Raw genomic sequence first — 20,827 nt, forward strand, 5'->3', positions numbered from 1 at the left:
CACCGGCCGCCTCATGAGACAAACTCAACATATTCGTGATCATCACAAGTTTTATTCATTGAGACTCACTCATGTTGGAACTGCGCCACCTCAAGACCCTGCACGCCCTGCGCGAGACCGACAGCCTGGTGGAGGCCGCCGAGCGCCTGCACCTGACCCAGTCAGCGCTTTCCCATCAGTTCAAGGAACTGGAGGAGCGCTTAGGGATGCAGCTGTTCGTGCGCAAGACCAAGCCGGTGCGCTTCACCAGCGCCGGCCTGCGCCTGCTGCAGCTGGCCGACAGCCTGCTGCCGCAGCTGCGCGCGGCCGAGCGCGACCTGGCGCGCCTGGCCGGCGGGACGGCGGGCAGGCTGCATATGGCCATCGAGTGCCACAGCTGCTTCCAGTGGCTGATGCCGACCATCGACCAGTTCCGCGACGCCTGGCCGGAGGTGGAGCTGGACCTGGCCTCGGGCTTCTCCTTCGCCCCGCTGCCGGCCCTGGCGCGCGGCGACCTCGACCTGGTGGTGACCTCGGACCCGGTGGAGCTGGCCGGCATCACCTACGTGCCGCTGTTCACCTACGAGGCGCTGCTGGCGCTGGCCAACCAGCACGCCCTGGCCAGCCGGCCCTATGTCCTCCCCGAGGACCTGGAGAAGGAAACCCTGATCACCTACCCCGTCGACCGCGATCGCCTGGATATCTTCACCCGCTTCCTCGAACCGGCCGACATCGAGCCGGCGCAGGTGCGCACCTCGGAACTGACGGTGATGATGATGCAGCTGGTGGCCAGCGGCCGCGGCGTGTGCAGCCTGCCCAACTGGGCGCTGCACGAGTACAGCTCGCGCGGCTACGTCACCGCCAAGCGCCTCGGCGAGAAGGGCCTGTACTGCACGCTGTTCGCCGCCATCCGTGCCGACATGCTGGACGCGCCGTTCATGCGCGACTTCCTGCTCACCGCCAAGGACACCTCCTTCGCCACCCTGGAGGGCGTCAGCGCCGCGCGCGGCTGAGACTGTGCTTTGCTTGGGTAACGCCCACCGCGAGGAAGGTCCATGCGTCGCTATGCGCTCGTCCTGGCGCTGCTCTGCACCCTGCTGCCCCGTGCAGCCTGGGCGGAGGAGACACTGCGCATCACCATCGGCGAGTGGCCACCCTTCATCAGTGCCGGCCAGCCGGGCAACGGCGTACTGCCGCGCCTGATCAGCGAGGTCTTCGCCAGCCAGGGTGTAACAGTGGAATACGGCTTCTTTCCCTGGAAGCGCTCCTACGAGGAAGTGCGCCGCGGACGCTGGCACGCCTCGGCGGTGTGGGGCAAGACGCCCGAGCGCGAGCGCGACTGCTGGTTCTCCGAAGTGCTCTACAGCGACGAGGTGGTGCTGTTCTACAACAAGGCCAGGCCGCTGCACTGGGACGGCAGCCTGGAACAGGCCGGCCAGCGCCTGCGCGGCCTACGCATCGGCCTGCCGCTGGGCTCGGCCAAGTCGCCGGTGCTGGCCGAGGCGGAGCGGCTCGGCTGGGTGAGCTACGAGATAGGCGGCGACGAGATGACCAACCTGCGCAAACTGGCCGCCGGGCGCATCGACGCCCTGGACATCGTCAAGGGCTCCGCCACCTACCTGATCAACCGCCGCCTGAGCCCGCGCGAGCGCGACAGCCTGGCCAGCACCGCGCCGCTGCAGCGCTGGGACTACCACCTGATCTTCTCCCGCCAACGCGAGGAGAACCTCCACTACCTGGAGCTGTTCGACCACGGCCTGGCCGAGCTCAGGCGCAACGGTCGCTACGCGGCGATCTGGAGCGAGTTCTACGGCGCCGCCCAGCACCCCTGAGCCTACTCGGCCCAGGGGTCGTAGCTACCGACGCTCCACAGCTGGCCCTGCGGATCGCGGCAGGTGAAGCCACGCCCGCCGTACTCCTCGTCCCTGAGCGGGATGAGAATCTCGCCGCCGCCCTGCTGCACCCGCGCGTAGGCGGCATCGACATCCGCCAGCAGCAGATAGATGCCCTGGGTATTGCCGCCGACCTGCCGAGGGTCGCGCAGGTGGCGGCCGTACTCGCCCTCTTTCAGGGAAGCGAGCATCAGCATGCCGCCGCCGTGCACCAGCTGGGCGTGCTGGATGCTGCCGCCTTCGCCCGGCACGCGCAGCTGCTCGCGCAGGCCAAACACCTGGCATAGCCAGGCCATCGCCATCGGCGCGTCGCGATACAGCACGCAGGGAATGAGAGTGGAAGCCTGATCCATGGTGGTTCTCCCTAATCGTTTCGCCGCGACCGCGGCGCCCCGCCACAGTGAAGCAGCTGCCTCGGGAGGGACTGTCGCCGTTCGTCGTCGACGACAAAAAGTCCGACCTCGCCCCAGGCCGGCTAAGCTTGAAACAAGAGAGCACAACTGACAGCCAGGCCGGTCGAACATGGGCGTTATATGGCAATCAGAGACACCCCAGACTGCGCTCCCCGTGAGCGGCCCTGAGCCGCTTTTATCGCCGAAAAGCCCACGGCGCCGCAGGTGGGGCCGCCTTATCTGGCTGCTATTGGTCATCGCCCTGATCGCCGCCGGCATACTCGCGCACCGCGAGATCACCACCTCGCGCCTGCAGGCCCGCGAGTTCAGCCGCCTGGCCGCCAGCCTCACCTATCGGGTCGAACCCGGCCCCAGCGCCAGCATCGCCTTCCCCGACGACGGCCCCTTCGACAAGCGCCTGGGCTATGCCCACCTGCCGCTGCTGCTGGAGCGCCTGCAGCAGCGGCATTTCCTGATCAGCGCCCAGGCCCGTCAGTCCGACGCGCTGCTGCGCTACGCCGAACACGGCTTCTTTCCGCCCTTCACCGAGAAGATGCAGACCGGCCTGGCCATCGCCGACTGCCGCGGCGAGCCGCTCTACCTGTTCCGCTACCCGCAGCAGCTCTACCCGCGCTTCGACGACATCCCGCCACTGGTGGTCAGCAGCCTGCTGTTCATCGAGAACCGCTATCTGCTCGACCGCGAACAGCCACTGGCCAACCCCGCGGTGGACTGGCCACGCTTCGCCAAGGCCGCCCTGTCGCAGATCGGCAAGAACTTCGCCCTGCAGGAGCAGTCGGCCGGCGGCAGCACCCTGGCCACCCAGCTGGAGAAGTACCGCCACTCGCCGGACGGCCTGACCCTGTCGGCCATGGAGAAGCTGCGGCAGATGGTCTCCGCCAGCGTGCGCGCCTACCGGCAGGGCCCGCAGACCTTCGCTGCGCGCCAGCAGATAGTGCGCGACTACCTCAACAGCGTGCCGCTCTCGGCCGCCCCCGGGCACGGCGAGGTGCACGGCCTGGCCGATGGCCTGCGGGTGTGGTTCGGCGCCGACTTCGCGCGGGTCAACGCCCTGCTCGATCCGACCCGCACGCCGCTGGCCAGCCGCGCCGAGCGCGGCCTGGCGCTGCGTCAGGTGCTGGCACTGATGATCGCCCAACGGCGCCCCTCCTATTATCTGGCCCAAGGCCGCAAGGAACTGGAGACGCTGACCGAGGCGCATATCCGCGTGCTGGCGAGCGGCGGAGTGATCGACTGGGCCCTGCGCGACGCGGCGCTGGCGCAGAAGCTGAGTTTCCGCGACCTGCAACAGAATCCGGCGATCCAGCCGGTGGAGGGCAACAAGGGCATCAGTGTGGCCCGCTCGCGCCTGTCCGGCCTGCTCAACATGCCGCTGTACGACCTCGACCGCCTCGACCTGTCCGCCACCAGCACGCTCAACGCCGAGCTGCAGCAGCAGGCCAGTGCCTACCTGCGCAAACTGGCCGACCCCGAGTTCGCCGGGCAGGTGGGCCTGTACGGCGAGCGCCTGCTGTCGCCGGAGAAGACCACCGAGGTGCGCTACAGCTTCACCCTGTTCGAACGCACCCCGGACGGCGCGCGGGTGCGGGTGCAGACCGACAGCACCGACCAGCCCTTCGACATCAACGAGGGCAGCAAGCTGGAGCTGGGCTCGACCGCCAAGCTGCGGGTGCTGACCACCTACCTGGAAGTGATCGCCGAGCTACACAACCTCTACGCCGGGCAGAGCCCCGAGGCGCTGCGCAAGGTCGAGGTGGCCCCGCAGGACCATCTGACCCGCTGGGCGCTCGACCGCCTGATCGCCGCGCCCGATCTGGCGCTGCCCGAAATGCTGGAGCAGGCCCTGGAGCGCAAGTATTCGGCCAGCCCCTACGAGACCTTCTTCACCGGCGGCGGCGCGCACACCTTCAGCAACTTCAAGCGCGAGGACAACGGTCGCATCCCCACCCTGCGCGAGGCCCTACGCGAGTCGATCAACCTGCCCTTCATCCGCCTGCTGCGCGATCTGGTGCGCTACAGCACCTACCACGGCGAGAGCAACAGCGCCGCCCTGCTGCAGGACGACAAGCACCCGCTGCGCGCCGACTATCTCAAGCGCTTCGCCGACCGCGAGGGCACCACCTTCCTGCTGCGCTTCTGGCGCAAGTATCAGGGCAAGAACGCCCAGGAGCGACTGGACACTTTCCTCGACGGCCTGCGACCGACCGCCGTGCGCCTGGCCGCGGTGCACCGCTACCTGATGCCGGAGGTGGACCAGGCCACGTTCGCCACCTTCATCAAGGCCCACGCCAACAACGAGAAGCTCACCGACAAGAAACTTGAGCGTCTCTATCTGGACTACGGCCCGGGCGTGTGGAGCCTGCCGGACCAGGGCTACATCGCCCGCGTCCACCCGCTGGAGCTGTGGCTGCTGGGCTACCTGATCGAAAACCCGCAGGCCAGCTTCAAGGAAGCGGTGGCGGCCAGCACGGACGAGCGCCAGGAGGTCTATGGCTGGCTGTTCAAGACCCGTCACCGCAGCGCCCGCGACAGCCGCATCCGTACCATGCTGGAGGTCGAGGCCTTCCTCGACATCCACCAGCGCTGGCAGCGCCTGGGCTACCCCTTCGAGCACCTGGTGCCGTCGCTGGCCACTGCCATCGGCAGCTCCGGCGACCGCCCGGCGGCACTGGCCGAGTTGATGGGTATCATCCAGAACGACGGCATCCGTCAGCCCAGCGTACGCATCGCCAGCCTGCACTTCGCCGCCGACACGCCCTACGAGACCCATCTGCAGCAGGACGGCCAGCGCGGCGTGCGGGTGCTGCCCTCGGCGGTGGCGGCGGCTCTGCGCGGCGCCCTCTCACAGGTGGTGGAGGCCGGCACCGCGCGGCGCCTGCAGGGCAGCTTCCAGCTGGCCGACGGTACCCCGCTGGTGCTCGGTGGCAAGACAGGTACCGGCGACAACCGCATCGAGAGCACCAGCCGCGGCGGCCACGTGATCAGCTCGCGGGCGCTGAACCGCACCGCCACCTTCGTCTTCTACCTGGGCCCGCGCCACTTCGGCACCCTCACCGCCTTCGTGCCCGGCCAGGCGGCGGACAAGTTCCGCTTCACCTCGGCGCTGCCGGTGCAGGTGCTCAAGGGCATGGCGCCCATCCTCACGCCCTACCTGGAGCCGACCGGGCAGACCGGTTGCGGCGCACCGCCCGCACCGGCGCAGGCGCGCCTGTTATAACCCAGCGCACCCCGTAGGCTGGGTAGAGCACAGCGAAACCCAGCGCAGCCTCAACCAGGTCTCGCGCTACGCGCCTCTACCCGCGCGGCCCGCCAGCCTACGCAGCCGACCCTTGCGGGGCACAAATGAAAAAGCCGATGCAGGCGCATCGGCTTTCGGGTGCAGCGGCTCGGCTTACTCGGCCTTGGCCTTCTCGGCGGCGTCCTTGATCAGGGTCTGCAGCTCGCCCTTCTCGAACATTTCCACCAGGATATCGCTGCCGCCGACCAGTTCGCCGCCCACCCACAGCTGCGGGAAGGTCGGCCAGTTGGCGTACTTGGGCAGGTTGGCGCGGATTTCCGGGTTCTGCAGGATGTCCACATAGGCGAACTTCTCGCCACAGGCCATCACCACCTGCGCGGCGCGGGCGGAGAAACCGCACTGCGGGGCGTTCGGCGAACCCTTCATGTACAGCAGGATGGTGTTGTTGGCGATCTGCTCTTTGATGGTATCGATAATATCCACGACTCACCTCGACTGAACTTTCCCGGTTTGAGCCGGGCACGGTGGGCCGATTGTACACGAAAGACCCAGCGGCGGGCTCGGGGATGGCCGCATCCCGCCTCTGCCGGCTATGCTGGGGCAAAATCGAGCGAGGGCAACATCGTGAAGTGGCTGACCCGGGCGGCATGCGCGCTGTGCTTCACCTGCTCCATGCCGGGCGCCCTCGCCGAGTCTTTCACGGTGGGCTTCTACGACTATCCGCCGATGATGATCGCGCAGGACAGGAGCGGCATCTACCAGGACATCTTCGATGAGCTGGCCAGGCTCACCGGCGACCGCTTCGACATCGAGTATTACCCCTACCCGCGCATCGGCCTGCTGTTCAACGAGGGCAAGCTCGACATCGAGCCAGGCGTCTACCCCGGCTGGGTGCAGAAGCAGGCGACGCCCGGGCTGTTCTCGGCGCCCTTCGGCAAGGTGGTCGACGTGCTGGTGTTCGCCCCGCACAAGGCTTTCTCGGTCAGGCAGCCCGAGGACCTGCGCGGCAAGTCGGTGGGCATGGTGCGCGGCTACGCCTACCCCGAACTGGCCCCGCTGATCGCCGCCGGGCAACTGGATCGCCGCAACGGCCTGAACGAGCAGCAACTGCTGGGCATGCTGGCCAAATCGCGCTTCGACCAGGTCATCGTCAACAAGGCAGTCGCCCAGTACAACCTGTTGCAGGTTGCGGATTACCGCCAGCTGAAGATCGGCGACGTGATCAGCTCATACGACGTCAGCATGCGCATCCATCCCAAGCACGAGGCCTGGCTGGACAGGCTGGACGCGGCGATCATCCAGCTCAAGCAGCAGGGCACCATCGAGCGGATCTACGCCCGCTACGGCGTGCACCTGTAGCTCCGGCTAGGCGGCCTCGACCCGCACCGGCACGCCATTGAGCGCGGCATTGCCGGACACCGCGTCGAGCCGGCGCTCGTCGGTCAGGTCGTTGGCGCTGGCCCCCGGCTGGGCACTGGCGATGGCCATCTGCACGCCCGGGCGAGCGTGGCCCCAGCCGTGCGGCAGACTGACCACGCCGGGCATCATCTCGTCGCTGGCCAGCGCCTCCACCTCGATCACCCCGACCCGCGACCGCACGCGCACGCGCTGGCCGTCACGCAATCCCCTGCCGGCCATATCGTCCGGGTGCATCAGCAATTGATGACGCGGCTTGCCCTTCACCAGGCGCTGGTAGTTGTGCATCCAAGAATTGTTGCTGCGCACATGGCGGCGACCGATCAGCACCAGCTCGTCCGCCGCCGGCTGCGGCTGGGCGGCGAAGCGCGCCAGATCGGCCACCAGCAGCTCGGGCGCGGCCTCGATGGCCCCGGACTCGGTCTTCAGCCGCGCCGCCAGGTTCGGCCTGAGCGGGCCCAGGTCGATGCCATGTGGCGCATCGCGCAGCGCCGCCAGGCTCAGCTGGTGCTCGGACTTGTCGCCATAGGGGCCGAAGCGCAGGCCCATGTCGATCATCTGCTGCGGCGGCAGGGTCGGCTTCAGCTCGGTACCGTTCTTCGCGGCGAAGGCCCGGGCCAGGCCGACGAAGATCTCCCAGTCGTCCAGCGCGCCGGCGGGCTTGGCCAGCACCGGCTCGTTGAAGCGGGTGACGTTGCGCACGGCGAACATATTGAAAGTGGTGTCGTAGTGGTCGTGCTCCAGCGGCGCGGTGGGCGGCAGGATCAGGTCGGCGTGGCGGGTGGTCTCGTTGATATACAGATCGACCGAAACCATGAACTCCAGTCCGTCCAGCGCCTGCTCCAGCTGGCGGCCGTTGGGGGTGGACAGCACCGGGTTGCCGGCTACCGTGACCAGGGCGCGCACCTGGCCCTCGCCGGGGCTGAGCATCTCCTCGGCCAGCGCCGCCACCGGCAGCTCGCCGCCGTATTCGGGCAGGCCGGAGACGCGACTCTGCCAGACATTGAAGTGGCCGCCCGAAGTGCTCGCCACCAGGTCCAGCGCCGGGCTGGTGCACAGCGCACCGCCGACCCGATCGAGGTTGCCGCTGACCAGGTTGATCAGCTGGATCAACCAATGGCACAGGCTGCCGAAGGCCTGAGTGGAGACGCCCATGCGCCCGTAGCACACCGCCGACTCGGCGGCGGCGAAGTCGCGGGCCAGCTGGCGGATGTCCGCCGCCGCCACGCCGCAGCGCGCGCTCATGGCCTCGGCGGTGAAAGGCGCAATGGCGGCCCTGACCTGCTCCAGGCCATTGACCGGCAGCGGCGTCGCGCGGGTCAGGCCCTCCTCGAACAGGGTGTTGAGCAGGCCCAGCAGCAGCGCCGCATCGTTGCCCGGGCGCACGAACACATGCTGGTCGGCCATGGCGGCCGTCTCGCTGCGCCGCGGGTCGACCACCACCAGCCGGCCACCGCGCGCCTTGAGCGCCTTGAGGCGCTTCTCCACGTCCGGCACGGTCATGATGCTGCCGTTGGAGGCCAGCGGGTTGCCGCCGAGGATCAGCATGAACTGAGTCTGGTCGATGTCCGGAATCGGCAGCAGCAGGCCGTGGCCGTACATCAGGTAGCTGGTCAGATGATGCGGCAGCTGGTCCACCGAGGTGGCGGAGAAGCGGTTGCGCGTCTTCAGCTGGCCGAGGAAGTAGTTGCTGTGGGTCATCAGCCCGTAGTTGTGCACGCTGGGGTTGCCCTGGTACACGGCCACGGCGTTCCTGCCGTGCTCGGCCTGGATCGCCGCCAAACGCTCGGCGACCAGCTCGAAGGCCTCGTCCCAGGCGATCGGCTGCCATTGCCCGGCGACCTTGCGCAGCGGCTGGCGCACGCGATCCGGGTCGTTCTGGATATCCTGCAGGGCCACGGCCTTGGGGCAGATATGGCCGCGACTGAAACTGTCCTGGGCGTCGCCCTTGATGGAGAGAATCTGCCGACTACCGTCCGCGCGCTCTTCGGTTTCGATGGTCAGGCCGCAGATGGCCTCGCACAGGTGACAGGCACGGTGATGGAGGGTCTTGGTCATGGCCTAGCCTCTTGTTCTTGTCCGAGACGACCGCTCGGGTCGCGATGGCAAGACTATGGAGGCTGGAGGGAGGGTTGGCCAGTGGCCTTCGCTTCATGAATCGGCGGGCATCATGCCCACCGATTCAGACACAAACCAAAGCGGTCACAGGGGCGCACCGGCTGGCGCGCCCCGCAAGGCTTAACGGATTGCGGTTACGGTGCCTTTGTTGCCGGTCACTTTGACGTTGACGGCCTTGTACACCACATAATCCTGCACGCTGACTTCATAGCGCGGCGCGACGATCAGGTCGGCACCGGAGGTTTTCACCGCTTTGAAGGCTGCTGCGGATTTGGCGGCTGCCACCGGGTCCAGGCCCAGAGCGAAACCACCCTCGCCACCACCGTAGGTCACGCCGTCGGCGAACTGGGTGTCGCCACCGAGCTTGAACATGCCGAACAGGATGTTCACCGAGGATTCGCCACTGATGGACTCGCCGACTTTCACGTCCGCTTTCAGGTTGGTTTCCACTTCACCATTGAGCGGGGCGCTCGGCTGGCTGTAGTTCTGGCTGGCACAGCCAGTCAGCAGGGCCAGAGCGGAAAAAGCGGCGGCATAGGCTACGTGTTTCATGCAAGACTCCTTTGCATTGAAGATTCCATAACGCCCCGTTGCGGGGCATCGCGGGATGCCGTTGAGGCGGGCGCATGGTAGGGGCGGCCCTTTGGCGCCGGCAAGCCGGTGTGTCACTTTTGTGACGCCGGCCGCAGGCCGGGAATCTTTCCCTGGAGTCACTTCCCGTTTCGCCGCAAAGGCACGGAAACGATGCCGTGGCAGGATCTGCCACGGCGGCAGCCCTCAGCGCTTGCGCCCGCTTCCCGGCTTCTCGGAACGCGGCTTGCGGCCCTGCTCCGCGGCCGGACGCGGGCTGCGCTTGCGGTTGACGTCGGCCGGGCGCTCGGCCACCTCGCTACCGCGCCCGCCTTCACGGCGCTCGCCGGCCGGCTTGCGCGGAGCACGCTCCTGCGCACGCGGGACGCGCTCGGAACGCTCGGCAGCGGCCGCATCGGCGGACGGGCGCAGCACGCGCTTGGGCCGCTCGCTGCGGCTCAGCGGCTTGGCCGACTTGCGCTGCAGGCGGTCGAGCTTCTCGCGCATCTTCTCCTTCATCGCCGGCAAGGCCATCGGCTTGAGGCCGACCTCCTCGCTGAGGATGTCCAGTTCGCGCTGGCCCATTTCGCGCCAGCGGCCCATGGGCAGGTCGGAGGTCATGAACACCGGGCCGAAGCGCACGCGCTTGAGGCGGCTGACCACCACGCCCTGGGACTCCCACAGGCGGCGCACCTCGCGGTTGCGGCCCTCCATCACCACACAGTGGTACCAGTGGTTGAGGCCGTCGCCGCCCGGCGCCTCCTTGATGTCGGTGAACTTGGCCGGGCCGTCTTCCAGCATCACGCCGGCCTTGAGCTGCTCGATCATCTCCTCGGTGACTTCGCCACGCACGCGCACGGCGTACTCGCGGTCCATCTCGTAGGAGGGGTGCATCAGGCGGTTGGCCAGCTCACCGTCGGTGGTGAACAGCAGCAGGCCGGTGGTGTTGATGTCCAGGCGGCCGATGTTGATCCAGCGGCCTTCCTTGGGCCGCGGCAGGCGGTCGAACACCGTGGGCCGGCCTTCCGGGTCGCTGCGGGTGCAGATCTCGCCCTCGGGCTTGTTGTAGATCAGCACGCGACGCACCACGTTGGCCTCTTCGCGCTTGAGCAGGTGGCCGTCGACGCTGATGGCGTCGCGCGGCTCGACCCGAGCGCCGAGGGTGGCGATCTCGCCGTTGACCTTGACCCGGCCTTCGCTGATCCAGGTCTCGATATCGCGGCGCGAGCCCATGCCCATGCGGGCCAGGACTTTCTGCAGCTTCTCGCCGCTGGGACGGGGTTCGAATTCGGATTCGCTCATTAGGGCACCTCCCGGTGAGTCTGAGGATAAAAGGGGCGCGCATCATACGCGCTCGGCCACGCGGACGCACGGATGACTATAGAAGAGCCGACGAGCTCGTTGTGGCTTTCTCTTGCGAGGGAGAGGAGGCGGTGCTCAGGACAGGCCGGTCTGCTCCGCGTCCGCCTCGACCCGCTGCGCCTCCGGCGCCTCGCTGAGGTCGTCGAAGTCGGTCTTCAGGCCCTGCTCCATCTGATCCAGCTCGACCAGCAGGCTGCGGAAGCTGGTTTCCTCGCGCGGCTCAGCCGGTTCCTCGGCGCCGGCCAGATCGGCACGCGCCTGCAGGCCCTCGGGCACCGGCGCCTCGTCGTCCAGCGCCAGCTCGGGCTCCGGCTCCAACTCGCGCAACTCGGCCAGCGGCGGCAGCTGCTCCAGGCTCTTCAGGTTGAAGTAGTCGAGAAAGGCGCGGGTGGTGGCGAACATCGCCGGCTTGCCCGGCACGTCGCGGTAGCCGACCACGCGGATCCAGTCGCGCTCCAGCAGGGTCTTGACGATCTGGCTGTTGACCGCCACGCCGCGTACGTCCTCGATCTCGCCACGGGTGATCGGCTGGCGGTAGGCGATCAGCGCCAGGGTCTCGAGCATGGCGCGCGAGTAGCGCTGCGGGCGCTCCTCCCACAGCCGGCCGACCCAGGGCGAAAATTTCTCGCGAATCTGCAGGCGGTAGCCGGAGGCCACTTCCTTCAGTTCGTAGGCGCGCCCGGCGCAGCTCTCGCGCAGCACCTCGAGGGCCTCGCGCAGCTGCGCCGGCTCCGGCCGCTCGCCTTCCTCGAACAGCTCGCCGAGGCGCTCCAGCGACAGCGGGCGGCCCGAGGCGAGCAGCCAGGCTTCGATCAGGGAGGCGAGTTCTTGCGGGTCGGCGAGGTTCATCTATTCGGCTCGGGCACGGACGTGGATGGGCGCGAAGGGCTCATTCTGCACCAGTTCCACCAGTTGTTCCTTGATCAGTTCGAGCACCGCCATGAAGGTCACCACCACGCCCAGGCGCCCCTCCTCCACCCTGAACAGGCTGACGAAGGCGACGAAGCCGGCGCCCTTGAGCCGCTCCAGCACCTCGCTCATGCGCTCGCGGGTGGACAGCGTCTCGCGGGTGATCTGGTGGCTCTCGAACATGTCGGCGCGGCGCAGCACCTCGGCCATCGACAGCAACAGCTCCTCCATGCTCACGTCCGGCAGCAGCTTGCGCGCCCGTGCGTCGGGCGCGGCGACGGTCGGCACGTGCAGGTCGCGGCCGACCCGCGGCAGCGCGTCGATGCCCTCGGCGGCGGCCTTGTAGCGCTCGTACTCCTGCAGGCGGCGGATCAGCTCGGCGCGCGGGTCGTCTTCCTCGTCTTCGGCCTCGGCCGAGCGCGGCAGCAGCATGCGCGACTTGATCTCGGCCAGCATGGCGGCCATCACCAGGTATTCGGCCGCCAGCTCCAGGCGCACCGACTTCATCAGCTCGACGTAGCCCATGTACTGCTTGGTGATCTCCGCCACCGGGATGTCGAGGATGTCGATATTCTGCTTGCGGATCAGGTACAGCAGCAGGTCCAGCGGCCCCTCGAAGGCTTCGAGGAACACCTCCAGGGCGTCCGGCGGGATATACAGGTCCAGCGGTAGCTCGGTGACGGCCTGGCCGTAGACCAGGGCAAAGGGCAGCTCCTGCTGAGAGCCCGCCTCACCGCTGCTGCGCGTCGGCGATGCTGCGTTGGAAGCCGCCTCGGAATGCTCATTTACCATGCGTAAACTCCGCTTCCTCGGCGACTTCCGCCTTGCCTCGCGCTAGCTCGCGAGCGCTGAGGCAGACTCCATGCGCCGGCCTGGCTGTCGAGCTGCTCGCTCACGCCGCGTCCTCCTCGAAGGGCGTCGGGTCGCCGCAGCCGACGCGGATCACCTCGGGTTCGCCGTCGGCCAGGTTGATCACGGTGGAGGCCTCCAGGCCGCCGTAGCCGCCGTCGATGATCAGGTCGACCTGGTGCTCGAGAATCTGGCGCATCTCGTAGGGGTCGCTCAGCGGCAGGTCGTCGCCGGGCAGGATCAGGCTCACGCTCATCAGCGGCTCGCCCAGTTGCTCGGCCAGGGCCAGGGCGATGGGATGGGCCGGCACGCGCAAACCGATGGTGCGGCGCTTGGGGTGCAGCAGCATGCGCGGCACCTCGCGGGTGGCGCCGAGGATGAAGGTGTAGGGCCCCGGCGTGTGCGCCTTGAGCAGGCGGAAGGCGCCGGTGTCGACCTTGGCGAACAGGCCGATCTGCGACAGGTCGCTGCACACCAGGGTGAAGTTGTGCTTGTCGTCCAGCTGGCGCAGGCGGCGGATGCGCTCGACCGCGCCCTTGGCGCCGATCAGGCAGCCGATGGCGTAGGAGGAGTCGGTCGGATAGACGATCACTCCGCCGCCACGGAGGATTTCCACCGCCTGCTTGATCAGGCGCGGCTGCGGGTTCTCCGGGTGGACCTGGAAGAACTGGCTCATGAACTCTCCCTGTTCAGGCGGTAGTAGCGCGTGCATGGTCGAAGCGCTCCCATAGAGGCGGCAGGTCATCCGGCAGGGGACGGTACATGCCCAGTTCCGACCAGTCGCCGGGGGCGTGGAAATCGCTGCCGACGCTGGCCAGCATGCCGAACTCGCGCGCCAGTATGGCCAGGCCGCCGACCTGCTCGGCCGGCTGCAGGCCGTTGACCACTTCCAGCGCGTGACCACCGGCGGCGATGAAGTCGGCCACCAGACGGCGGCGCTTGCTGCGGGTGAAGTCGTACTGCCAGGGATGCGCCAGACTGATCCAGGCGCCGGCCGCCTTGAGCGTGCCGACCGCCTGTTCCAGCGTGGGCCAGTGCTGCTTGACGTCGCCCAGCTTGCCGGCGCCCAGCCACTTGCGGAACGCCTCGGCGTGATCGCGCACATGCCCGGCGCGCACCAGGAATTCGGCGAAGTGCGGCCGCGCCGGCGCGTTGCCGCTGTCGCCCAGGCCCTGCTGCACCTCGCGGGCACCTTCCAGGGCGCCGGGCATGCCCTTGGCGGCCAGGCGCCGGTCGATTTCCTCGGCGCGCAGCCAGCGGCCATGGTGCAGCTCGTCGATGGCCTGGCGCAGGGCCGGCGCATCACTGGCGAAGGCGTAACCCAGCACATGAATGGTGGCGCCGCCCCAGGTGCAGGACAGCTCCACCCCGTTGACCAGGCGCAGGCCCAGCCGGTCGGCGGCGCGGCGCGCCTCGTCCAGGCCCTCCAGGGTGTCGTGATCGGTCAGCGCCAGCAGTTCGACACCGCGGCCGTGGGCGCGCGCGACCACCTCGGCGGGCGCGAGGACGCCGTCGGATGCGGTGCTGTGGCAGTGCAGGTCGACCTTCATGGCGCGTCTTTCGCTAAATAAGTTGTTTGTTATTATGCCGCCACATCCCGCTTCTGGCTGCCGCCGTGAAACAATTCATCGATTTCATCCCGCTGATCCTGTTCTTCATCGTCTACAAACTCGAACCGCGCAACGTCGAACTGGCCGGCCAGAGCTTCGAGCTGGGCGGCATCTTCAGCGCCACCGCCGTGCTGATCGCCAGTTCGGTGGTGGTCTACGGCGCGCTGCTGGTGTTGCAACGCAAGCTGGAGAAGGGCCAGTGGCTGACCCTGGCGGCCTGCCTGCTGTTCGGCGGCATGACCCTGGCCTTCCACAGCGAGACTTTCCTCAAGTGGAAGGCGCCGGTGGTCAACTGGCTGTTCGCCGTCGGCTTCGCCGCCACCCACTTCATCGGCGACAAGGTGCTGATCCAGCGCATCATGGGCCACGCCGTGCAGCTGCCGGAGCAGATCTGGACCCGCCTCAACCTGGCCTGGGTCGCCTTCTTCGTCTTCAGCGGCTGCGCCAACCTGTTCGTCGCCTTCACCTTCCACGACATCTGGGTCGACTTCAAAGTCTTCGGTAGCCTCGGCATGACCGTGCTGTTCCTGGTCGCCCAGGGCGTCTATCTCGCCCGTCACATCCACGACGACGCCCCCCAGCAAAGCAAGGACTGACATGCTCTACGCCATCATCGCCAGCGACGCCCCCGACTCCCTGGAAAAACGCCTGGCCGCGCGCCCGGACCACCTGGCCCGCCTGGAACAGCTGAAGAACGAGGGCCGCCTGGTACTGGCCGGCCCGCACCCGGCGATCGACAGCCCCGACCCGGGCCCGGCCGGTTTCTCCGGCAGCCTGATCGTCGCCGAGTTCGAGTCGCTGTTCGCCGCGCAGAGCTGGGCCGACGCCGACCCCTATCGCACCGCCGGCGTCTACGCCAGCGTGCTGGTCAAACCCTTCAAGCGGGTTTTCTGAGCGCCAGACAGCACACTAGACTCGACAGTAGCCCCCGCAGGCCCATAACAATAATTCGGAATCGGGAGTTCCCATGCGCCAAGGCCCGCTCTACCTGTTGCTCACCGCACTTTGCGCCAGCCCGCTGCTGCACGCCGAGGAGGCCCAGCCGTTGGCGCTCGACCCGACGCCCGGCGGCGATGGCAGCCTTCAGGTTGCCGCCCTGCAGCAGCAACTGGCCGAGAGCCAGCGCCAGCTCGGCGAGCTGCAGAGCACGGGCGGCGAGCGCGCCAATGCCCAGATCAGCCGCCTGAGCCAGGACAACCAGCGCCTCAAGCTGCAGCTCAAGCAGGCCCAGGCGCAGCAGCCACCGCGCCTGCTCAGCGAGCAGCAGATGTGGTACGCCATCGGCGGCGGCTCCACCCTGCTGGCCTTCGTCATCGGCCGCCTGACTGCAGGCACGCGGAACAAAAGGCGCAGCGAGTGGGTCTGAGCCCGTCCCCAGCCTGACCCCGCCACCATGACCGAACTGCTGCTGATCGACGACGACCGCGAACTCTGCGAGCTACTGGCCAGCTGGTTGCGCCAGGAAGGCTTCGAGGTGCGTGCCAGCCACGACGGCGTGGCCGCCCGCACGGCGCTGGCCGAACGCAGCCCGGCGGCGGTGATACTCGATGTGATGCTGCCCGACGGCAGCGGCCTGGAACTGCTCAAGCAGCTGCGCAGCGAGCACGCCGAGCTGCCGGTGCTGATGCTCTCTGCCCGCGGCGAGCCGTTGGACCGCATCCTCGGCCTGGAGCTGGGCGCCGACGACTACCTGGCCAAACCCTGCGACCCGCGCGAGCTGACCGCCCGCCTGCGCGCCGTGCTGCGCCGCAGCCAGCCGGCCGCAGCGCCCTCGCGCCTGGAGCTGGGCGACCTCAGCTACAGCCCGCAGCGCGGCGTGGCCAGCCTCGGCGAGCGGGAGATCGCCCTGACCCTGTCCGAGGGACGCATCCTCGAAGCCCTGCTGCAGCAACCCGGCGAGCCGCTGGACAAGCAGGCCCTGGCCCAGCTGGCCCTGGGCCGCAAACTGACCCTGTACGACCGCAGCCTGGATATGCACGTCAGCAACCTGCGCAAGAAGCTCGGCCCGCATGCCGACGGCCGCCCGCGCATCGTCGCCCTGCGCGGCCGCGGTTACTACTACGCGCCCTGACCCCCCTCTTTACCCAGCCTTTACCCTGGCCTGACCGCGCTTGACCCTGGCCTCCCTAGACTGAGCCTCATCCGGTAACCCACCGGGTTCAGACAAGGAGACACATCATGCGCAAGACCCTTATCGCCCTGGCCTTCGCCGCCAGCCTGCCGGCCCTCGCCCTGGCCATGCCGCAAGGCGGCCCCTGCAACCCGCCGATGCACGGCGAGCAGCGCGGCCACGGCATGCAGCTGTTCAAGGAGCTCGACCTCAGCGCCGAACAGCGCGAGCAGATGAGCACGCTGATGCGCGAGCGCAAGGGCGACCCGCGCGAGATCACCCGCAAATACCTGGAGAAGCTGCCCAAGGCCGACCAGGAAGCCCTGAAGAAGGAACTGGAGACCGCCCGCCTGGAACACGAGAAGGCCGTGCGCGCCATCCTCACCCCGGAGCAGCAGAAGACCTTCGATGCGCGCAAGGCCGAGATGGACAAGCGCCGCGCCGAACGCGAGGAGTTCCAGGCCTGGAAGGCCGAGAAGGAGCAGCAGGCCCAGTGACCCGTTGGGCCGCCGCGCCCGCTGCCGCTAAACTGCCCGAGCCCGGCCACTGGAGCCGGGCTCGCTCGTTCGAGGAGTCCTCATGCGCTCACTGTTCTGGCGCATCTTCGCCAGCTTCTGGCTGGCCGTCGCCCTGGTCGCCGGCCTGTCCCTGCTGCTGGGCCGTGCCCTGAATCAGGACGCCTGGATTCTGGCCCACCATCCTGCCGTGGAAAACCTGGCCGAGCGCTGGGCGCAGCGCTACGAGGAGCGAGGCCCCGAGGCCGCCCAAAGCCTGCTGGAACGGCGCAAGCAGCGTTTCCGCGTGGATACCCAGGTGCTCGACGAAGCCGGCCGACCGCTGGTCTATGGCACCTTTCCACGCCGCGCCGCTGCCTTCGAGGCACGCCAGGACAACCCCCAGCGCCTGCCCTGGCGCCGCCTCACCGAGGAATACACCGGCCCGAGCGGCACCACCTACCTGTTCATCTACCGCATCCCTCACCCGGAGCTGATGGAATGGCACCGCGGCAGCCTGCTCTGGCCGCTCAGCGCCCTGGGCATAGCCCTGGTGGTATTGACCGCCATCAGCCTGCTGCTGACCCTGTCCATCACCCGCCCGCTCGGACGCCTGCGCGGCGCCGTGCACGATCTCGGCCAGACCGCCTACCAGCAGCACAGCCTGGCGCGCCTGGCCGCGCGCGGCGACGAGTTCGGCGTGCTGGCCCGCGACTTCAATCGCATGGGCGCGCGCCTGCAGGACCTGATCGGCAGCCAGCGCCAGCTGCTGCGCGACGTCTCCCACGAGCTGCGCTCGCCGCTGGCGCGCCTGCGCGTGGCCCTGGCCCTGGCCGAGCGCGCCGAAGCGGCCGAGCGGGACAAGCTGTGGGGGCGTCTGACGCGGGAATGCGACCGCCTGGAAGCGCTGATCGGCGAGATTCTCGCCCTCGCCCGCCTGGATGCCGACCCCGGCAGCGCCCAGCCTATCGACCTGCGCCCACTGCTCGACCAGCTGCAGGCCGACGCCGCCCTGGCCGCCCCCGAACAGCCCCTGCAGATCCGCATGGACAGCCGCCCGCTGCCGCTCTCCGGCTGGCCGGACATGCTCGCCCGTGCGCTGGATAACCTGCTGCGCAACGCCCTGCGCTTCAGCCCGGCGGGCAGCCCGGTGGAGATCGAGGTGAGCCGCCGCGAGCAGTGCCTGCATATCGCCGTGCGCGATCACGGCCCCGGCGCAGCGCCCGAGTTGCTGGCGCGTCTGGGCGAGCCCTTCTTCCGCGCGCCCAATCAGGAGGCCGCCGGCCACGGCCTGGGCCTGGCCATCGCCCGCCGCGCCGCCGAGCGCCACGGCGGCCGCCTGCTGCTGGCCAATCACCCGGACGGCGGCTTTATCGCCACCTTGGAGTTGCCGCTGGCGCAGTAAACAGGCGCACAGCCAATGCGGATGCCTTTACCTATCGGGCGGGGTGATGGGTATCGCTACGCTCAACCCATCCTACGGGTGCCGTAGCTTTTGTAGCCGGATGAAATCCGGGGGCGGCGCTGCCTGCTTTACCGGATTGCATCCGGGCTACGGCCGGAGTTGCCGTCCGCTCACTGAGCGTTTAGCCCAGCGCCTTGCTGGCCTTGAGCGCGGCTATCTGCTCCTCGTCGTAACCCAGCTCGCGCAGCACCTCCAGGCCGTGCGCGCCGAGCGCGCTGCCGATATGGCGTGGCGCCTGCAGGCCCTCGGAGAAGCGGATCGGGCAGGCGATCTGACGCTGCGCCGCGGCGCCCTCGCGCGGCACCTCGGTGACCACGCCACGGGCCTTGAGCTGCGGATGCTCGATGGCCTCGGACAGCTTCAGCACCGGTTCGACGCAGGCGTCCAGGGCGATGAAACGCTGCTGCCATTCGGCCAGATCGTGCTTCTCGATCTCGATCTCGATCTCGCGCTTGAGGCGCTTCTGTTCGCTCGGCGCCAGGCCCAGCGCGGCCAACTCGGGGCGGCCGAGGGCGGCGCAGAACTGCTGCATGAACTGCGGCTCCAGGCTGCCGACCGACAGCCAGCGACCATCGCGGGTGCGGTAGTAGTCATAGAAGCTACCACCGTTGAGCGCCTGGTTCTCCATGTCCGGCTCCACCCCGGCGGCGAGATAGCCGGCGCCGGCCATGGCGTGCAGGCTGAAGGCGCAGTCGGTCATGCTGATATCGACCCGCTGGCCCTGCCCCGTGCTGTGCCGGGCGATCACCGCGGCGAGCAGGCCGATCACCCCGTGCAGGGAACCGCCGGCGATATCCGCCACCTGCACGCCGAGCGGCAGCGGGCCGCTGTCGCGGCGCCCGGTGTAACTGGCCAGGCCGCTCAGGGCCAGGTAGTTGAGGTCGTGGCCGGCGCGGTCCTTGTAGGGCCCGGTCTGGCCGTAGCCGGTGATGGAGACGTAGATCAGCCGCGGGTTGAGCGCCTTGAGCGCCTCATAGCCGAGGCCGAGCTTGTCCATCACCCCGGGGCGGAACTGCTCCAGCAGGATGTCGTACTCCTGCACCAGGCGCCTGACCACCTCCAGCGCCTCGGGCTTCTTCAGGTCGAGCGCCAGCGAGCGCTTGTTGCGGTTGAGGTAGGCATGGCTGGCGGACACCCCGTCGACGTGCGGCGGCAGCACGCGCACCAGGTCCAGGCGCGTCGGCGACTCGATGCGCAGCACCTCGGCGCCCATGTCGGCCAGCAGCAGCGAGGCGAACGGCCCCGGCAGCAGGGTGGAGAAGTCGAGGACTTTCAGCGAGGACAGCGGGCCTTTCATGGTCTCAGTCTTTCCAGGGCGGCGTGAAGGGTGCCGACACAGTGCCGGCCCGCTCAAGGTAGGCCCGCGCCGGCCGGCGCTCAATGACCCCAGCGCTCGCCGCACTTGACCCTAGCGCTCAGCCGGTGCCGGCGAGGCTGCGCTGCAGATGCTCGATGAAGGCGTGCACCTTGCCGGTGGCGCGGCGGTGGCTGGGGTAGACGGCGAGGATGTCCTCACCGAAGGCATCCGGATCGATGCGCCAGTCCGGCATCAGGCGCACCAGGCGCCCCTCGGCCAGGTGGGCGGCGACGCTCCACAGCGGGCAGTGCAGCACGCCCACCCCGGCCAGGGCATTGCCCAGCAGCAGGTCGTAGTTGTCGCTCTCCAGACGCACCCGCGTCGGGTGCGGCAGACGCAGGCGCTGGCCGCCCCGCTCCACCCACCAGCCCTCGCGCCCCAGGGCCGGGTGCGCGTACATCAGCCAGTCGTGCTCGTCGAGGCTCTGCGGGGTCAGCGGCTGCGGATTGCGCGCCAGGTAGGCCGGGCTGGCGCACAGGCAGATGCGGTTCTTGCCGACCACCTTGGCGATCAGCCCGGGTAGGTCGCTGGGCCCCTCGCGCAGGGCCAGGTCATAGCCGGCCTCGACCAGGTCGACGAAGTGGTCGCACAGGTCCACGCGCAGGCGGATCTGCGGGTACAGGGCGAGAAAGTCGGCGCACACCCGGTCGAGGAAAGCGCGACCGAAGGCCAGCGGCGCGGTCAGCCGCAGGCTGCCGTGCAGGCCGTGCTGCAGCTGGCCGATCTCCTCGTTCGCCTCGTGCAGGCGCTGCAGCACCTGGCGCGCGGTGTCCAGGTACAGGCGCCCGGCCTCGGTCAGCACGATGCGTCGGGTGCTGCGCTCGAACAGCTGCGCGCCGAGCTCGCGCTCCAGATGGCCGACCGCCTTGGTCAGCGCCGAGGGGGTCTTGCCCAGCAGTTCGGCGGCGCGGCTGAAACTGCCCTGCTCGGCCGTGGCGACGAACATGGCGAGGGCGCCGAGTTTATCCATGGTCTTTTTCCAATCAGGCAAAAGGATTTTGCGCGAATCGGTCGTTCTACCGATCCGCCTTGCTCGTTAGTCTCG

21 protein-coding genes are annotated in these 20,827 nt (G+C 68.5%); 10 read left to right on the top strand and 11 right to left on the bottom strand.

What is annotated here, in order from left to right; translation table 11 throughout:
- The first annotated feature begins 71 nt into the window (after positions 1–71).
- Together metR and AAFN46_RS09570 are read left to right on the top strand one after the other, a co-directional pair.
- Positions 72–992, top strand: a complete 921-nt coding sequence (gene metR / locus AAFN46_RS09565) for a transcriptional regulator MetR (RefSeq protein ID WP_347808451.1) — start codon at positions 72–74, stop codon at positions 990–992.
- Positions 993–1,034: 42 nt separating this feature from the next.
- Positions 1,035–1,811 carry a transporter substrate-binding domain-containing protein gene (locus AAFN46_RS09570; protein WP_347808452.1) on the top strand — a complete coding sequence of 259 codons (777 nt, stop codon included), beginning with the start codon at positions 1,035–1,037 and terminating at the stop codon, positions 1,809–1,811.
- Positions 1,812–1,813: 2 nt separating this feature from the next.
- On the opposite strand, the gene AAFN46_RS09575 is transcribed toward AAFN46_RS09570, so the two are convergent.
- The gene (locus AAFN46_RS09575; protein WP_347808453.1) at positions 1,814–2,224 is read right to left on the bottom strand and encodes a VOC family protein; all 411 of its coding nucleotides are present in this window, start codon (positions 2,222–2,224) and stop codon (positions 1,814–1,816) included.
- 169 nt (positions 2,225–2,393) lie between these two features.
- Here AAFN46_RS09575 and AAFN46_RS09580 point away from each other — a divergent pair, with 169 nt between their 5' ends.
- On the top strand, positions 2,394–5,501 hold the full coding sequence (locus tag AAFN46_RS09580) for a transglycosylase domain-containing protein (protein WP_347808454.1): 3,108 nt from the start codon (positions 2,394–2,396) through the stop codon (positions 5,499–5,501).
- Positions 5,502–5,675: 174 nt separating this feature from the next.
- On the opposite strand, the gene grxD is transcribed toward AAFN46_RS09580, so the two are convergent.
- Complete coding sequence (gene grxD / locus AAFN46_RS09585) at positions 5,676–6,005, bottom strand: Grx4 family monothiol glutaredoxin (RefSeq protein ID WP_347808455.1); 330 nt, start codon at positions 6,003–6,005, stop codon at positions 5,676–5,678.
- Between the two features lie 141 nt (positions 6,006–6,146).
- On the opposite strand from grxD, the gene AAFN46_RS09590 reads away from it, so the two are divergent.
- Positions 6,147–6,881, top strand: a complete 735-nt coding sequence (locus AAFN46_RS09590) for a transporter substrate-binding domain-containing protein (protein WP_347808456.1) — start codon at positions 6,147–6,149, stop codon at positions 6,879–6,881.
- Positions 6,882–6,887: 6 nt separating this feature from the next.
- Here AAFN46_RS09590 and AAFN46_RS09595 read toward each other — a convergent pair whose 3' ends face one another.
- From AAFN46_RS09595 to AAFN46_RS09625, 7 genes are all read right to left on the bottom strand, one after another.
- Positions 6,888–8,996 (bottom strand): molybdopterin-dependent oxidoreductase, encoded by a 2,109-nt coding sequence (locus tag AAFN46_RS09595; protein ID WP_347808457.1) that lies wholly within the window; start codon positions 8,994–8,996, stop codon positions 6,888–6,890.
- A 180-nt stretch (positions 8,997–9,176) separates the two neighbouring features.
- A complete protein-coding gene (locus tag AAFN46_RS09600; protein ID WP_277688995.1) occupies positions 9,177–9,608 on the bottom strand; it encodes a hypothetical protein in 432 nt (143 codons plus the stop codon).
- Positions 9,609–9,833: 225 nt separating this feature from the next.
- On the bottom strand, positions 9,834–10,928 hold the full coding sequence (gene rluB, locus AAFN46_RS09605) for a 23S rRNA pseudouridine(2605) synthase RluB (protein WP_347808458.1): 1,095 nt from the start codon (positions 10,926–10,928) through the stop codon (positions 9,834–9,836).
- A 135-nt stretch (positions 10,929–11,063) separates the two neighbouring features.
- Positions 11,064–11,837: an SMC-Scp complex subunit ScpB gene (gene scpB / locus AAFN46_RS09610; protein WP_347808459.1), complete on the bottom strand. Its 774-nt coding sequence runs from the start codon at positions 11,835–11,837 to the stop codon at positions 11,064–11,066.
- Entirely contained in the window at positions 11,838–12,536 is a 699-nt protein-coding gene (locus AAFN46_RS09615; protein ID WP_347808613.1) for a ScpA family protein, read from the bottom strand.
- Between the two features lie 253 nt (positions 12,537–12,789).
- On the bottom strand, positions 12,790–13,422 hold the full coding sequence (locus AAFN46_RS09620) for an L-threonylcarbamoyladenylate synthase (RefSeq protein WP_347808460.1): 633 nt from the start codon (positions 13,420–13,422) through the stop codon (positions 12,790–12,792).
- 13 nt (positions 13,423–13,435) lie between these two features.
- On the bottom strand, positions 13,436–14,296 hold the full coding sequence (locus tag AAFN46_RS09625) for a PHP domain-containing protein (protein WP_347808461.1): 861 nt from the start codon (positions 14,294–14,296) through the stop codon (positions 13,436–13,438).
- 65 nt (positions 14,297–14,361) lie between these two features.
- Between AAFN46_RS09625 and AAFN46_RS09630 the strand changes: the two genes are divergently transcribed.
- The 6 genes from AAFN46_RS09630 to AAFN46_RS09655 all read left to right on the top strand — a co-directional run bounded on the left by AAFN46_RS09630 (position 14,362) and on the right by AAFN46_RS09655 (position 18,365).
- Positions 14,362–14,952 carry a septation protein A gene (locus AAFN46_RS09630; protein WP_347808462.1) on the top strand — a complete coding sequence of 197 codons (591 nt, stop codon included), beginning with the start codon at positions 14,362–14,364 and terminating at the stop codon, positions 14,950–14,952.
- Position 14,953: 1 nt separating this feature from the next.
- Entirely contained in the window at positions 14,954–15,250 is a 297-nt protein-coding gene (locus AAFN46_RS09635; protein WP_347808463.1) for a YciI family protein, read from the top strand.
- A 73-nt stretch (positions 15,251–15,323) separates the two neighbouring features.
- Positions 15,324–15,722 carry a hypothetical protein gene (locus AAFN46_RS09640; RefSeq protein WP_347808464.1) on the top strand — a complete coding sequence of 133 codons (399 nt, stop codon included), beginning with the start codon at positions 15,324–15,326 and terminating at the stop codon, positions 15,720–15,722.
- A 27-nt stretch (positions 15,723–15,749) separates the two neighbouring features.
- On the top strand, positions 15,750–16,427 hold the full coding sequence (locus AAFN46_RS09645) for a response regulator transcription factor (protein WP_347808465.1): 678 nt from the start codon (positions 15,750–15,752) through the stop codon (positions 16,425–16,427).
- Between the two features lie 107 nt (positions 16,428–16,534).
- A complete protein-coding gene (locus AAFN46_RS09650; protein ID WP_347808466.1) occupies positions 16,535–16,963 on the top strand; it encodes a Spy/CpxP family protein refolding chaperone in 429 nt (142 codons plus the stop codon).
- 82 nt (positions 16,964–17,045) lie between these two features.
- Complete coding sequence (locus AAFN46_RS09655) at positions 17,046–18,365, top strand: HAMP domain-containing sensor histidine kinase (RefSeq protein WP_347808467.1); 1,320 nt, start codon at positions 17,046–17,048, stop codon at positions 18,363–18,365.
- A gap of 181 nt (positions 18,366–18,546) precedes the next feature.
- Here the strand turns inward: AAFN46_RS09655 and AAFN46_RS09660 are convergent, their stop codons facing one another.
- Together AAFN46_RS09660 and AAFN46_RS09665 are read right to left on the bottom strand one after the other, a co-directional pair.
- The gene (locus AAFN46_RS09660; RefSeq protein ID WP_347808468.1) at positions 18,547–19,722 is read right to left on the bottom strand and encodes a CaiB/BaiF CoA-transferase family protein; all 1,176 of its coding nucleotides are present in this window, start codon (positions 19,720–19,722) and stop codon (positions 18,547–18,549) included.
- Positions 19,723–19,840: 118 nt separating this feature from the next.
- Positions 19,841–20,752, bottom strand: coding sequence for a LysR family transcriptional regulator (locus tag AAFN46_RS09665; protein ID WP_347808469.1), 912 nt, complete (start codon positions 20,750–20,752; stop codon positions 19,841–19,843).
- Between the last annotated feature and the right edge of the window lie 75 nt (positions 20,753–20,827).

Source organism: Pseudomonas sp. CAU 1711, from assembly GCF_039888625.1.
Lineage (GTDB): Bacteria > Pseudomonadota > Gammaproteobacteria > Pseudomonadales > Pseudomonadaceae > Aquipseudomonas.